We start from the raw sequence: 14,240 nt of genomic DNA, 5'->3' as shown, positions 1-14,240 counted from the left end.
CGTTTCAAAGATTTCGAGGACCCCAGATGACTGCCATTACCGCAAAACTGGTTAGCGAACTGCGCGAGCGCTCTGGCGCCGGCATGATGGACTGCAAGAAGGCGCTCACCGAGACCAACGGCGACATCGAAGCCGCCATCGAGCACCTGCGCAAGACCGGCCTGGCCAAGGCCGACAAGAAGGCCGACCGCGTCGCCGCCGAGGGCCGCGTCGCCGTCGCCAGCGAGAACGGCAAGGCCGTGCTGGCCGAAGTGAACAGCGAGACCGATTTCGCCGCCAAGAACGCCGAATTCGTCGACTTCACCAACGCCGTCGCCCAGGCCGTGCTGCAGGCCGGCGTGACCGAGATCGAGGCCGTAAAGGCCGCGGCAATCCCGGGCTACACCAGCATCGACGAAGCCTCCAAGGCCAAGACCGCGACCATCGGCGAGAAGATCGAAGTCCGCCGCGTGGCGCGCGTCGAGAATGACGGCCCGCTGGCCGTCTACTCGCACGGCGGCAAGATCGGCGTGATCGTTGCGCTCAAGGGCGGCTCGGAAGAGCTGGCCAAGGGCATCGCCATGCACGTCGCCGCCATGAACCCGCCCTACGTGAAGGCGGAAGACGTGCCGGCCGAGTTCGTGCAGAAGGAAAAGGACATCGCGCTGGCCGCCATGTCGGATAAGGAAAAGAACAAGCCCGCCGACATTCTGGACAAGATCATCTCCGGCAAGATCAACAAGATCGTGTCGGAAGTGACCCTGGTCGGCCAGCCGTACGTGCTGGACACCAACGTCACCGTCGGCGACGCGCTGAAGAAGGAAGGCGCCGACGTGGTCAAGGTCATCTACATGAAGGTCGGCGAAGGCATCGAGAAGGTCCAGGAAGACTATCTCGCCGAAGTGCAGAAGGCGATGCAGGTCTGATCCGACTGCAGTCCGCTCACGAAAAAGCCGCGGGAAACCGCGGCTTTTTTCATGTCTGGTGCGATGCCTGGCGGTAAAGACGGCCGCGCCGCCGAAAGCACGCGCCATCGCGATGCGCACGAAAATGCAGGCACGATCCATGAACGAATGCATCGCATCGCCATGCGCAGCCGCATGCGCAACTTAACGACTCGCGCCGCTGCCGCTACAATACGCGCGTTTTGCCACTTACAACCGGAGCCCTCATGAGCGACACGCTTAAATATCGCCGCATCCTGCTCAAACTCTCCGGTGAAGCTCTGATGGGCGAGGCCGACTACGGCATCGACCCCAAAGTGATCGGCCGCCTGGCCGACGAAATCATCGAGATCCAGAAAGCCGGCATCCAGATCGGCGTCGTCATCGGCGGCGGCAACATCTTTCGCGGCGCCGGACTCGCCGCCGCGGGCATGGACCGCGTCACCGGCGACCATATGGGCATGCTCGCCACCGTGATGAACGCATTGGCGATGCAGGACGCGATCGAGCGCCGCGGCGGTTTCGCCCGCGTGATGAGCGCGATCCAGATCCACGACGTGGCCGAAGACTTCATCCGTCGTCGCGCCATCCGCCATATCGAGAAGGGCCGCATAGCACTGTTCGCCGCCGGCACCGGCAATCCGTTCTTCACCACCGACTCGGCCGCTGCCCTGCGCGCCGTGGAAATCGGCGCGGACCTGCTGCTGAAGGCCACCAAGGTGGATGGCGTGTATACCGCGGACCCGGCCCGCCATGCCGACGCCACCCGCTACGATCAGCTCACCTACGACCAAGTCATCGAGCGCAAGCTGGCGGTGATGGACACCGCCGCCATCGCGCTGTGCCGCGATCACGGTATGCCGCTGCGCATCTACGACATGACCGTGCCCGGCAATCTCATGCGCATCATGCACGGCGAGGCAATCGGCACCCTGGTCTCCGATCGCTGACGGGACGGCCGTGGCGCCGCCCGGCGCCGCGACCCACCCTATGCGCCATCCTCCGCGAGGAAGCGGAAACCGGCCGGACCGCACCTCTTTACGCCGGCCACCCCCTGTTATACTTCCTCGCTTGCACGTTCAAGGGGTTTGCCCATGCTCAACGACATCAAGACCGATGCCCAGACCCGCATGGGAAAGAGCATCGACGCGCTCAAGCACAGCTTGACCCGCCTGCGCACCGGCCGCGCCAGCACCGCACTGGTGGAACACATCAAGGTGTCCGCCTACGGTTCCGACATGCCGCTGAATCAGGTCGCCACGATCTCGCTGGGCGATGCCCGCTCGATCGTCATCACGCCCTACGACAAGAGCCACGTGGCCGCGGTCGAGAAGGCCCTGCTGTCCTCCGACATCGGCATCACGCCGACCACGGCCGGCCAGGTGATCCGCCTCAACATGCCGCCGCTCACCGAGGAGCGGCGCCGTGAGCTGGCCAAGCACGTGGCGCATGAAGGCGAGGACGCCAAGATCGCCATCCGCAACGTCCGTCGCGACGCCATGCAGAAGGTCAAGGACCTCCTTAAGGACAAACAGATCTCCGAGGACGACGAGCGCCGCACCGAGGACGAGATCCAGAAGCTGACGGATCGCTTCGTCAAGGACGTGGACGGTGTGGTCAAGGCCAAGGAAGAGGAGCTGATGGCGCTCTGAGCGCCGTCACTCCGGCCCGCATGACCGACGCCGCGCGCACGCCGCGCCACATCGCCATCGTCATGGATGGCAACGGCCGCTGGGCCAAGGCACGTCATCGCCCCCGCAGCTTCGGCCACAACGCCGGCCGCAAGGCTCTGCGCGAAGTGGTCGAGGGTTGCCTGCGGCAGGGCGTCGAAGCGCTCACGGTATTCGCCTTCTCCAGCGAGAACTGGCAGCGCCCGCAGGACGAGGTCGGCGCGTTGATGGAGCTGTTTCTGCGCGCGCTCGACAAGGAAGTAGGCGAGCTGCACGGTCATGGCGTGCGCATGCGCTTCGTCGGCGATCTCGGCGCCTTCGACGCCTCGCTCCGTCAGCGCATGAACCAGGCCATGGCGCATACCGCCGGCAACGACAAGCTGCACCTCAACGTGGCCGTGAACTACGGCGGGCGTTGGGACATCGCGCAGGCGGCGCGCAAGGCGGCCGAGGCGGTGGCCCGCGGCGAGTTCCGCGCCGACGAAATCGACGAAAAGCTGCTTGGCCACTGGATGAGTCTGGCCGAGCTCCCGCCACTGGACCTGTTCATCCGCACCGGCGGCGAGTTGCGCATCAGCAACTTCCTGCTCTGGCAGGCCGCTTACGCGGAGCTGTACTTCACCGACACGCTATGGCCGGACTTCGATCAGGCTTGCCTCGCGCGGGCGATCGAGGAATATGCACGCCGTGAGCGCCGTTTCGGCCGCACCGGCGAGCAAGTCGCCGCCAAGGCGTAAGGCCGTAGGTAACCCAAGGAATCGCATGCTGCTCCAGCGCACTCTTACCGCACTGCTGCTCGCGCCGCTTGCGATCCTGCTGATCCTGTGGCCGCCGACGACGGTGTTCGCACCGATCGTGACGGCGGCCTTCCTCGCCGCCCTGTGGGAATGGACCCGCCTGTCGGGTTTCAAGGATCATGCCCTGCGCGGCGGCCTGCTGGCCGCCGCGACCGTGTTGTTCGCCCTGCTGTGGTGGTTGCGCGACTCCGCCCTGTGGGGCGTGCTGATCGCCGCCGGCGTCGTGTGGTGGGCGGTGGTCTGCGTGTGGCTCAACCACTTCGCGTTCGGCGCCGCGCCGACGCGCGAAAATCGGCTGATCAAACTCGGCGCCGGTGCGCTGGTGATCGTTCCGGCCTGGGTCGCCGCAATGACCATTCACTCCGCACAGCCCCATGGTCACTGGTGGACCTTCCTGGCGCTCGCGATCGTCTGGGCCGCCGATATCGGCGCGTACTTCAGCGGTCGCATGTTCGGCCGGCGCAAACTCGCTCCCACCATCAGTCCCGGCAAGACCTGGGCCGGCGTCTATGGTGCCTTCGCCGCCGGTGCGCTGGTCGCGGGCATTGGCGGCTGGCTGCTGGGCGTGCGCGGCGGCAGCCTGGCGGGACTGATCGTGCTGGCCATCGTCACTGTATGCGCGTCGGTGGTAGGCGATCTGCTGGAAAGCCTCATGAAGCGCCATGCCGCCGTGAAGGACTCCGGCAATCTCTTTCCCGGCCACGGCGGCCTGCTCGACCGCCTGGACAGCGTATTTGCCGCCCTGCCCGTGTTCGCCGCCGGCAAGCTGCTGCTGGGCCTATGAGTTCGCCTCGCCAGATCGCGGTGCTTGGAGCCACCGGCTCCATCGGCGGCAGCACGCTGGACGTTGTCGCACGTCATCCCGACCGTTTCCGCGCCAGTGTGCTGGCCGCCCACCGCCAGGTGGAGCCACTCGTCGCGCTGTGCGTGCGCCACCGGCCGGACCTGGCCGTGATCGGTGATCCGGCGCTCGAAGGCGAACTGGCCCGCCGCCTGTCCGCCGCCGGCGTACGTTGCGACGTGGCCGCCGGCCCCGCCGCGATCACCGCCGCGGCGGCCGGCAGCCTGTGCGACACCGTGATGGCCGCCATCGTCGGCGCCGCAGGCCTGGACTCGACCCTGGCCGCCGCCCGCGCTGGCAAGCGCCTGCTGCTGGCCAACAAGGAATCCATCGTCATGGCCGGCCCGCTGCTGCTGGCTGCACTGCGTGATGGCGGCGGTGAACTCATTCCGATCGATTCCGAACACAACGCGATCTTCCAGTGCCTGCCGGGCGGCCGCCCGAACCTGGGCGCAGGCGGCGTGCGACGCCTGATCCTGACCGCCTCCGGCGGCCCGTTCCGTGGCCGCACACGGGCGGAACTGGCCGCGATCACTCCCGACGAGGCCTGCCGGCATCCCAAGTGGTCGATGGGACGGAAAATCTCCGTCGACTCGGCCACGCTGATGAACAAAGGCCTGGAAGTCATCGAAGCCCATCACCTGTTCGAGGCCGCGCCGGACCGCATCGAGGTGCTGGTCCATCCGCAAAGCCTGGTGCACTCGCTGGTCGACTATATCGACGGCTCGGTGCTTGCCCAGCTGGGCAATCCCGACATGCGCACTGCGATCGCCCATGCGCTGGCCTGGCCGGATCGGGTCGCCTCCGGCGTGGCACCGCTCGATCTCGCCGCCCATGCCACCCTGCAGTTCGAGCAGCCGGACCTCGATACCTTCCGCTGCCTCGCCTTGGCATTCCAGGCACTTCGCGCGGGCGGAGACGCCACAGCAATCCTGAATGCGGCCAACGAAGTCGCCGTGGAGGCCTTTCTGGCCGGGGCTCTGCCCTTCCTCTCGATCGCCGACGTCGTGGAAAGCGTACTCATGGAACTGCCGCCGCAAGCCGTGGTCGATGTCCAGTCCCTGACTGAACGCGACCGGGCGGCCCGCGAGGCCGCCCGCCGCATTCTCCGCAACGCATGCTGATAAGCTCTGTGAGATGAATTCCTTCTTCGGCTCGGTGTTCTGGCTGCTGGTCACGCTCGGCGTGCTGGTGACCTTTCACGAATTCGGCCATTACTGGGTCGCGCGCCGTTGCGGCGTGAAAGTCCTGCGTTTCTCCGTGGGCTTCGGCAAGGCCGTCTGGAAGCGCATCGGCAAGGACGGCACCGAGTACCAGGTCGCCGCGATTCCGCTGGGCGGCTACGTGAAAATGCTGGATGCCCGCGAGGGCGAGGTGGACCCGGCCGATCGCGGTCGCGAGTTCACCGGCAAGCCGGTCTGGCAGCGCATCGCCATCGTCGCGGCCGGCCCGGCCTTCAATCTCGTCTTCACCCTGGTCGCCTTCTGGGCCATGTTCGTGGTCGGCATGCCCGACTACGCGCCCACCGTCAGCGCCGCCCCGCACACCATGGCCGCCGATGCGGGCATCCGTCAGGGCGACCGCGTGCTGGCCGTGGACGGCAAGGCCGTGGATACATGGAGCGACGCCTACGACGCGATCGCCAACGCGCTGCTGGGACGCGAGCCGCTGCCGCTCAAGGTACGCGGCGCCGACGGCGCGGAGCGCCTGGTCACGTTGCCGCTCAATCAGCTGCCCGCCGGCCAGGACATCGGCCAGTACCTGGACAAGCTGGGCATGCGGCCCGCCGCCGCCCCGGCGGTCGCCGCGGTCGTCAAGCCCGGCTTCCCCGCGGCCGAGGCCGGCCTCCAGGGCGGCGATCGCCTGCTTAGCGTCAATGGGCAGCCGGTGACCGATTTCGAAGCGTTCTCTCGCCTGGTCGCGGCCGATGCGCCCAAGTCGCCGACGCTGGACATCGCGGTCGAGCGCGGCGGCCAGCCGCTGTCGTTCAAGGTCGTGTCGCGCATGGAGTCCGTCGAAGGCCAGCCGGCCCGCTGGCTGGTCGGCGTGCAGCCGCCGCCGGCCGAACAGGTGCTGCGCCGCTTCAGCCCGCTCGCCGCGGTACCGGCCGCGCTGTCGACCACCTGGGACAACGCAGTTTCGATCTTCAACATGATCGGCAAGATGGTGACCGGCCAGGCCTCTACCAAGAACTTGTCCGGCGTGATCGGCATCGCCCAGGTCGCCAATGCCTCGGCGAACATGGGGCCGGCCTGGTTCCTGCGCTTCCTCGCGCTGGTGTCGCTCAGCCTGGCGGTGTTGAACCTGCTGCCGATTCCCGTCTTGGACGGGGGTCACCTGCTGTATTACCTTATCGAGTTGGTCAAGGGCAGCCCATTGAGTGAGCGCACGATGATGGCCGGGCAGTACATCGGCATCGTCCTGCTGTTCACGCTGATGGGCCTGGCGTTCTACAACGACATCCATCGCAGCCTGCCCTTGTGACGTGCGCGCCAAACGCCAGCGTCGGGGGGCGGCCGGTTTGCCGTGGCGAGACGACATCCTCTGTCGTCCCGGTCGCGGCACCATGCGTTGAGCTGTCTCCCGCCGCGCCCGCGGCTGGCGCGCGTTTTCTTTCGAGGCAGGGAACCCTCCCGCTTCAAACCATGCTCGGGGCGGCCATGGCGGCTGCCTCGTCGGAATAATCAACGGAATCGACGATGAAGCGTATCGCCGCCCTGATCCTGCTTGCCTCACTCTCCGCCAAGGCGCTCGCGTTCGAGCCCTTCATCGCTTCCGACATCCGCATCGACGGCCTAAGCCGCATCTCTGCTGGTACGGTGCTCAACTACCTGCCGGTCAACAAGGGCGACCGGATCACCACCGACGCCGCCCAGCGCGCGATCCGCGCCCTTTACCAGACCAAGTTCTTCAGTGACGTGGAAGTGGATCGCGAGGGCGACATCCTGGTGATCAAGGTGGTCGAACGCCCCTCCATCGCCAAACTCACGCTGCGCGGCAACAAGGACATCAAGGAAGATGACCTGCGCAAGGGCCTGAAGGAAATCGGCTTGTCCGAGGGCGAAACCTTCGACCGCCTCTCGCTGGACCGCGTGCAGCAGGAACTGATCCGCCAGTACTACAACCGCGGCAAGTACAACGTGTCGGTCGATCCGCACGTGACCAACCTGGACCGCAACCGCGTGGCGATCGACATCGAGATCCGCGAAGGCAAGGTCGCCAAGATCAAGCAGATCAACATCGTCGGCAACAAGGCTTTCACCGACAAGGCGATCCGCAAGGACTTCGAATCCGACACCACCAACTGGATGTCGTGGTACTCGAAGGACGACCAGTACTCGCGCGAGAAGCTCTCCGGCGATCTGGAGAAGCTGCAGTCCTATTACATGGATCGCGGCTACGCCGACTTCGGCGTCGACTCCACCCAGGTCACTATCGCTCCCGACAAGCGCGAGATGTACATCGCCGCCAGCGTGAAGGAAGGCGAGATCTACAGCGTCTCCGACATCCACCTGCTCGGTGACCTGGTGCTGCCCGAAGAGACGCTGCGCCAGCTGATCTTCCAGAAGAAGGATCAGACCTTCAACCGCAAGGCGATCGAGGCCAGCTCGGATGCGATCAAAAGCATCCTGGCCAGTATCGGCTACGCCTTCGCCAAGGTCACGCCGGTGCCGAAGCTGGACAAGGACAAGCGCACCGTCGACCTCACCTTCTATATCGAGCCGGGCAAGCGCGTGTACGTGCGCCGCGTGGTCTTCCAGGGCAATACCCGCACCGAAGACGACGTGATGCGCCGCGAAATGCGCCAGCTGGAAGGCAGCTGGTATTCGCAGCCGGCGATCGATCGCTCGAAGATCCGCCTGCAGCACCTGGGCTACTTCAAGAAGGTGGACATCGACAAGGCGCTGGTGCCGGGCACCGAGGACCAGGTCGACCTGACGGTGAAGGTGGAGGAACAGTCCGCCGGCAGCCTGATGTTCGGCGTGGGCTACTCGCAGTACTCGGGCATCATCCTGTCGGCCTCGGTGTCGCAGAACAACTTCCTCGGCACCGGTGACAGCTTCTCGGTGGCCGCACAGCGCAGCGACTACGTCACCAGCATCAGCGCGACGTACTTCAACCCGTACCTCACCGACAACAACATCGGCATCGGCTACAACGCCGCCTACAGCAAGAGCGACTACGGCGACGCTAACAGCGACTTCGTCAACTTCACCAGCAGCCAGAAGTCCTTCTCGGCCTTCCTCAGCATCCCGATCACCGACTTCGACAACGTGCGCGCGGGCCTTGGCCTGAGCAGCAACAAGATCAACCTGGACTACAAGTACTACGACTCCACCGGCCAGCTGGTGTCGCAGAGCCTGTCGCCGCAGCAGCTGATCGACTACCAGAACGCGATCGGTCACAAGACCATCCACTCGTGGACCGGCCAGCTGGGCTGGACGCACGATACGCGCAACGGCTACTGGGCGCCGACCCGCGGCGGCCTGATGTCGCTGTCGACCGACATCGCCCTGCCCGGCTCGACCGTGCAGTACTACAAGATCTTCGGCGAGGCCAACCATTACTGGCCGATCGGCGCTGGCTTCGTGTTGTACCTGGACGGTCAGGTCGGCTACGGCAAGACCTACGGCCAGGAGTACGACAACACCTTCGGCGACTACGTGAAGGGCCAGAAGATCGACTTCCCGTTCTGGGAGAACTACTACTCCGGCGGCGTGCGCGACGTACGCGGCTTCCAGGACAACACGCTGGGTCCGAAGCTCTGCGTGGGCACCGATGCCAACGGCAAGGCGCTCACGCCCGATTCGAACGGCCGATGCAATGGCGGCTACTACACCTACGCCCAGCCGGTCGGCGGCGCGTTCAAGGTGCTGGGCACCGCCCAAGTGTTCCTGCCGCTGCCGTTCCTGAAGGACGTCAACACCGCCCGCGTGTCGTGGTTCGTGGACGTCGGCAACGTCTACAAGGACTACAGCAGCTTCAAGGCCAGCGAACTGCGTGCCTCGACCGGCCTGTCGCTGCAATGGCAGGCGCCGATCGGTCCGCTGATCATCAACTTTGCCGTGCCGATCCGCTCCAAGCAGGAAGATCGCCACTACGAAGAACGCATCCAGTTCACCTTCGGCAGCCAGTTCTAAACCGCGCTGTCAGGGCGGATCGAAAAGAAGCGCGGCGCAAGCCGCGCTTTCTTTTTGTCCGGCCGGAAAGACGCCAAGGGCCCCAAGCCCTACAATGCACGCAGCTTCAGGGAGCCCGCATGAGCACCATCCAATACACCGTGGCCGAGCTGGCCGAGCGCTTCGGCCTCGCCTTCCAGGGCGACGGCCGGCGCGTCATCGACGGCGTCGGCACGCTGGCCGGCGCCGGCCCCAGCCAGTTGAGCTTTCTGTCCAACAGCAAGTACGGCGCCCAGATGGTGGCCACCCAGGCCGGCGTGGTGGTGCTGCGCGAGGAAAACCTCGCCGACTGCCCCACCGCCGCGCTGGTCGCCAAGGACCCTTACGTCGCCTACGCGAAAATCGCCGCCCTGTTCGAGCGCTTGCCGGCCTCGCCGGCGGGCATCCACGTGAGCGCCGTGGTTTCACCCAGCGCGCGCGTGGCGCCCACCGCCAGCATCGGCCCCTGCTGCGTGGTCGATGAAGATGCGGTGATCGAGGACGGCGCGGTGCTCGGCCCGCATTGCATCGTCGGCGCAGGCTGCGTGGTCGGCGCGCAATCGAGGCTGGTCGCGCGCGTCACCCTGGTCACCCGCGTGACGCTGGGCAAGCGCGTGCTGATCCACCCGGGTGCGGTGATCGGCTCGGACGGCTTCGGCCTCGCATTCGATCGCGATCATTGGATCAAGCTGCCGCAGCTCGGCGGCGTGCGCATCGGCGACGATTGCGAGATCGGCGCCAACACCACCATCGACCGCGGCGCACTGGAAGACACCGTGCTGGAAGAGGACGTGCGCCTGGACAACCAGATCCAGATCGCCCACAACGTCCACGTCGGCGCCCACACTGCCATGGCCGGCTGCGCCGCAGTGGCCGGCAGTGCCCGGATCGGCCGCTACTGCATGATCGGCGGCAACGCCGGCGTGCTGGGCCATCTGGAGCTGGCCGACCGGGTTACCATTACCGCGAAAAGCCTGGTGACGCATTCGATCCGCGAGCCCGGCGAGTATTCCTCGGGGGTTCCGTTGCAGGAAAACCGCCAGTGGCGGCGCAACGCGGCCCGTTTCAAGCACCTGGATGAATACGTGCGCCGCCTTTCGGCGCTGGAGAAGGACAGCAACAATGAGTGAGAAAACCGTGCCCTTCCACCTGCCGGTGAACGTGGAGCAGATCCAGCACCTGCTGCCGCATCGCTATCCGTTTCTGCTGGTGGACCGGGTGGTCGAACTCGAACCGGATCAGCGCGTGGTGGGCCTGAAGAACGTGACCATCAACGAGCCGTTCTTCCAGGGTCACTTCCCCGGCCATCCGGTGATGCCTGGTGTGCTGATCGTGGAGGCCATGGCGCAGACCGCCGGTCTGCTCACGCAGATCAGCAGCCGCCTCAAGGGCGACACCGGCAGCCCGCTGTTCTATCTGGCCAAGATCGACGACGCGCGCTTCTACAGCCCCGTCGTGCCGGGCGATCAGCTGCTCATGGAAGTGAAGCTGCTGCGCCTGCTGCGCGGCATGGGCATGTTCGAAGCGGAGAGCCGCGTCAACGGCAAGAAAGTCGCCTCCTGCCAGCTGGTCTGTGCGGCGAGGTCCGACAAATGATCCATCCCACCGCTCAGATCGACCCGTCCGCCAGGCTGGGTGCCAACGTCAGCGTCGGCGCCTACAGCGTGATCGGCGCCGAGGTGGAGATCGGCGACGGTACGGTGGTCGGTCCGCATGTCGTGATCGAGGGCCCGACGCGGATCGGCCGCGACAATCGCATCAGCCAGTTCGCCTCGCTGGGTGGCGCGCCGCAGGACAAGAAATTCCAAGGCGAGCGCACTGAACTGGTGATCGGCGACCGCAATCTGATCCGCGAATTCGTCACGATCAACCGCGGCACTGGCGACGGCGGCGGCATCACCCGCGTTGGCAACGATAACTGGCTGCTTGCGTACGTCCACGTCGCGCATGACTGCCAGATCGGCAACCACACCGTGTTCTCCAACTACTCGGCGCTGGCCGGGCACGTGGAGATCGGCGACTACGTGATCATGTCCGGCTTCTCTGGCGTGCATCAGTTCTGCAAGGTCGGCGCGCACGCCTTCATCGGCATGGGTTGCCTGGTCGGATCCGATGTGCCGCCATTCGTCATGATGGCAAACGAGCAGCGCGGCCGCCCCCGCGGCATCAACAGCGAGGGCCTCAAGCGACGTGGTTTCGAGCCGTCGCGCATCGCCGCGATCAAGCGCGCGTACCGGACGCTGTACATGGCTGGCCTCACGCTATCAGACGCGCGCGAACAACTCGTGACACTGGCGCAGGAGAGCGACGATGTGCGTGCCATGCTCGAATTCCTCGAACGCAGCGACCGCGCGCTGGCGCGCTGACGATATGCGACCCGCATATCGTCAAATCCGGCACGAGCTCTTGCTCTGAACTGCACCATGTCGTCGACAACCGACACCTCACGCTGCATCGCCCTCATCGCCGGCGAAGACTCCGGTGACCAGCTCGGAGCCGATCTGATCGTAGCGCTGCGCCGGCGCTACCCCGACGCCCGCTTCGTCGGCATCGGCGGCGCGCGCATGCAGGCGCAGGGTTTCGAATCCTGGTACGACATCCGCGAGCTGTCGCTGTTCGGCCTCGCCGAAGTGGTCAGCCACCTGCCCCGCCTGCTGCGTCTGCGCAAGGCGCTCGTCGAGCGGCTGATCGCTGCGAAGCCCGCCGTGGTGGTGGGCATCGATGCGCCGGACTTCAATCTCGGTGTCGAGCAGCGCGTGCGTGCCGCCGGGCTGCGTACCGTGCACTACGTCAGTCCATCCGTGTGGGCCTGGCGCGAGAAGCGCGCCGCGAAGATCGGCCGCAGCGCCGACCGCGTGCTGTGTCTGTTCCCGATGGAGCCGGCCATCTACGCTCGCCACGGGGTGGATGCGCGTTTCGTGGGCCATCCGCTGGCCGACCGCTTCGCCCTGGTCTCCGATCGCATCGGCGCGCGCGATTTCCTCGGCCTGCCGCAGAACGCGCCGGTATTGGCCGTACTGCCCGGCAGTCGTGCTTCCGAAGTGTCGCGTCTGGGCTGCATCTTCCTCGATGCCGCGCGCCAGGTGGCCGCGCAGCTGCCCGGTCTGCGCATCATCGTTCCCGCCGCAAACGCGCGCGTGCACGCCTCGCTGAAGGCGCTGATCGGCGACGGACCGGCGAACGACGACACGCCGCTCCTGCTGGACGGCCGCGCGCACGAGGCCATGCTCGCCGCGGATGTCGTACTGCTGGCATCCGGCACCGCTACCCTCGAGGCCATGCTGGCGAAGCGCCCGATGGTGGTGGGCTACCGCGTCTCGCCCATGAGCTATCGCATCGCACGCGCGCTGAAGATGCTCAAGACCGACGTCTACGCGCTGCCGAACATCCTGGCGCGCGCGTGCGGCCTGGGCGACAAGGCTCTCCTCGTCCCGGAACTCATGCAGGACGACTGCACGCCGGACAAGCTCTCCACCGCCGTCCTCGCGCTGTTTCGCGACAGCCAGCGCCGCGGAGAAATCGTGGCGGCCTTCGAACAGCTGCACCGCGCGTTGCGCGGCGAGCTCGAAGGCGACGCCGGCGACCACGCCGCCGATGCGGTCATCGAGCTGATCGAACGCCCGCGATGAGAGCGAAGAAACCGCTGCGCTACATCGCCGGCGTCGACGAAGCCGGCCGCGGCCCGCTCGCGGGACCGGTGGTGGTCGCGGCGGTGATCCTCGATCCCGCCCGTCCGATCGACGGACTGGACGACTCCAAGAAGCTCAGCGAAGCGAAACGCGAAGCGCTGTACGAATTGGTCGTAGCCCACGCCATTGCCTACAGCGTCGTGGCGATGAGCGTGGCCGAAATCGACCAGCTCAATATTTTCCAGGCCACCATGGCGGGCATGAGCCGCGCGGTCGCGGGGCTTGCGCCCGGCGCGCACGAGGCCTGGATCGACGGCAACGCCCTGCCCAAGGACCTGCCCTGCCCCGGCCGCGCCATCGTCGGCGGCGATGCGCTGGAACCGGCGATCAGCGCCGCCTCCATCCTGGCCAAGGTCACGCGCGACCGCCTCATGGTGGCGATGGAGGAGCGTTATCCGGGCTATGGATTCGCCGCCCACAAGGGCTATGGCACGCCGGGCCACGTCGAAGCGCTCAATCGCCTCGGTCCCTGTGCGGAACACCGCCGCAGCTTCGCCCCCGTGAAGATCATGCTGGATCAGGGCACGCTGTTCTGATTCGCACGGCGTGCCGACGGGCCGCCGACCCAAGCATCAACAAGGCCAACGCTCCGCACTCGCGCGGGCTTTCGTGCATGTCCTTCGGCAGGCGCCGGGTGGGTGAGAAAGACTTAAAATCCACCCAACGATCGGGAGGCGCGGCCGCCGCTCCGTCGCGCCGGACAAGGAAGCCCGTCCGATCGTCGCCGGGCGCGGACCGTGCAACCTTCGCCGGTCCAGGCGCATCGAACAGACCATCAGGACGAAGCAGGCAGATCGCCCTCGTCGACCGCCGAATCACCCGTTCACCAGGCGCGGTCCCACTTCAGGCAAGGATGCGTGGCGCAACCCTCCGCGTTGCTCCTCCAGGCTGCGCGGAATACTTCGCGGCGCCTATGACGGCCGCAGGAGTCCAGCCATGACACTTCCCAATACGCCATCGATCGCAGCCACGAGCGACGTCGGCTCTCCGTTGTCGACCGAACAGGCCGTGGCCGCCACGCCGGATGCCCAGATGCCCATGGGCGCCGAGGCGCCTCATCTCGACTACAACCTGCACCCGCTGAAGGTGAAGAGCCTCGATCACTACACCGAGCAACCCAACGGCGACGAACGTTTCCACATCTCCTGAGCGCGCACTGCG

At 66.2% G+C, this 14,240-nt stretch carries 14 protein-coding genes; all 14 read left to right on the top strand.

What is annotated here, in order from left to right:
- Positions 1 to 26: 26 nt before the first annotated feature.
- The 14 genes from tsf (at position 27) to ACNR9O_RS03380 (ending at position 14,228) form a co-directional block, all read left to right on the top strand.
- On the top strand, positions 27 to 905 hold the full coding sequence (gene tsf, locus ACNR9O_RS03445) for a translation elongation factor Ts (protein ID WP_473682860.1): 879 nt from the start codon (positions 27 to 29) through the stop codon (positions 903 to 905).
- A 245-nt stretch (positions 906 to 1,150) separates the two neighbouring features.
- The gene (gene pyrH / locus ACNR9O_RS03440) at positions 1,151 to 1,873 is read left to right on the top strand and encodes a UMP kinase (protein ID WP_473682862.1); all 723 of its coding nucleotides are present in this window, start codon (positions 1,151 to 1,153) and stop codon (positions 1,871 to 1,873) included.
- A gap of 144 nt (positions 1,874 to 2,017) precedes the next feature.
- The gene (gene frr, locus ACNR9O_RS03435; protein ID WP_473682864.1) at positions 2,018 to 2,575 is read left to right on the top strand and encodes a ribosome recycling factor; all 558 of its coding nucleotides are present in this window, start codon (positions 2,018 to 2,020) and stop codon (positions 2,573 to 2,575) included.
- A gap of 20 nt (positions 2,576 to 2,595) precedes the next feature.
- Positions 2,596 to 3,330 (top strand): polyprenyl diphosphate synthase, encoded by a 735-nt coding sequence (uppS, locus tag ACNR9O_RS03430; protein ID WP_473682866.1) that lies wholly within the window; start codon positions 2,596 to 2,598, stop codon positions 3,328 to 3,330.
- Positions 3,331 to 3,355: 25 nt separating this feature from the next.
- Positions 3,356 to 4,174 carry a phosphatidate cytidylyltransferase gene (locus ACNR9O_RS03425; RefSeq protein WP_473682868.1) on the top strand — a complete coding sequence of 273 codons (819 nt, stop codon included), beginning with the start codon at positions 3,356 to 3,358 and terminating at the stop codon, positions 4,172 to 4,174.
- The gene (locus tag ACNR9O_RS03420) at positions 4,171 to 5,355 is read left to right on the top strand and encodes a 1-deoxy-D-xylulose-5-phosphate reductoisomerase (RefSeq protein WP_473682870.1); all 1,185 of its coding nucleotides are present in this window, start codon (positions 4,171 to 4,173) and stop codon (positions 5,353 to 5,355) included. Before ACNR9O_RS03425 ends, ACNR9O_RS03420 begins: the two co-directional genes overlap by 4 nt.
- A gap of 13 nt (positions 5,356 to 5,368) precedes the next feature.
- Complete coding sequence (rseP, locus tag ACNR9O_RS03415) at positions 5,369 to 6,715, top strand: RIP metalloprotease RseP (protein ID WP_473682872.1); 1,347 nt, start codon at positions 5,369 to 5,371, stop codon at positions 6,713 to 6,715.
- 215 nt (positions 6,716 to 6,930) lie between these two features.
- Entirely contained in the window at positions 6,931 to 9,372 is a 2,442-nt protein-coding gene (gene bamA / locus ACNR9O_RS03410) for an outer membrane protein assembly factor BamA (protein WP_473682874.1), read from the top strand.
- A 119-nt stretch (positions 9,373 to 9,491) separates the two neighbouring features.
- Complete coding sequence (lpxD, locus tag ACNR9O_RS03405) at positions 9,492 to 10,520, top strand: UDP-3-O-(3-hydroxymyristoyl)glucosamine N-acyltransferase (protein WP_473682876.1); 1,029 nt, start codon at positions 9,492 to 9,494, stop codon at positions 10,518 to 10,520.
- Positions 10,513 to 10,986: a 3-hydroxyacyl-ACP dehydratase FabZ gene (gene fabZ / locus ACNR9O_RS03400; RefSeq protein ID WP_473682878.1), complete on the top strand. Its 474-nt coding sequence runs from the start codon at positions 10,513 to 10,515 to the stop codon at positions 10,984 to 10,986. Before lpxD ends, fabZ begins: the two co-directional genes overlap by 8 nt.
- A complete protein-coding gene (lpxA, locus tag ACNR9O_RS03395; RefSeq protein WP_473682880.1) occupies positions 10,983 to 11,756 on the top strand; it encodes an acyl-ACP--UDP-N-acetylglucosamine O-acyltransferase in 774 nt (257 codons plus the stop codon). The genes fabZ and lpxA overlap by 4 nt, the downstream gene beginning before the upstream one ends.
- Before the next feature lie 57 nt (positions 11,757 to 11,813).
- Entirely contained in the window at positions 11,814 to 13,019 is a 1,206-nt protein-coding gene (gene lpxB, locus ACNR9O_RS03390; protein ID WP_473682882.1) for a lipid-A-disaccharide synthase, read from the top strand.
- The gene (rnhB, locus tag ACNR9O_RS03385) at positions 13,016 to 13,615 is read left to right on the top strand and encodes a ribonuclease HII (protein WP_473682884.1); all 600 of its coding nucleotides are present in this window, start codon (positions 13,016 to 13,018) and stop codon (positions 13,613 to 13,615) included. Before lpxB ends, rnhB begins: the two co-directional genes overlap by 4 nt.
- Before the next feature lie 400 nt (positions 13,616 to 14,015).
- A complete protein-coding gene (locus ACNR9O_RS03380; RefSeq protein ID WP_473682885.1) occupies positions 14,016 to 14,228 on the top strand; it encodes a hypothetical protein in 213 nt (70 codons plus the stop codon).
- Positions 14,229 to 14,240: the final 12 nt, after the last annotated feature.

The organism is Dyella sp. CR10 (assembly GCF_055814425.1).
This window is presented reverse-complemented; position numbering and strand designations above follow the sequence as displayed.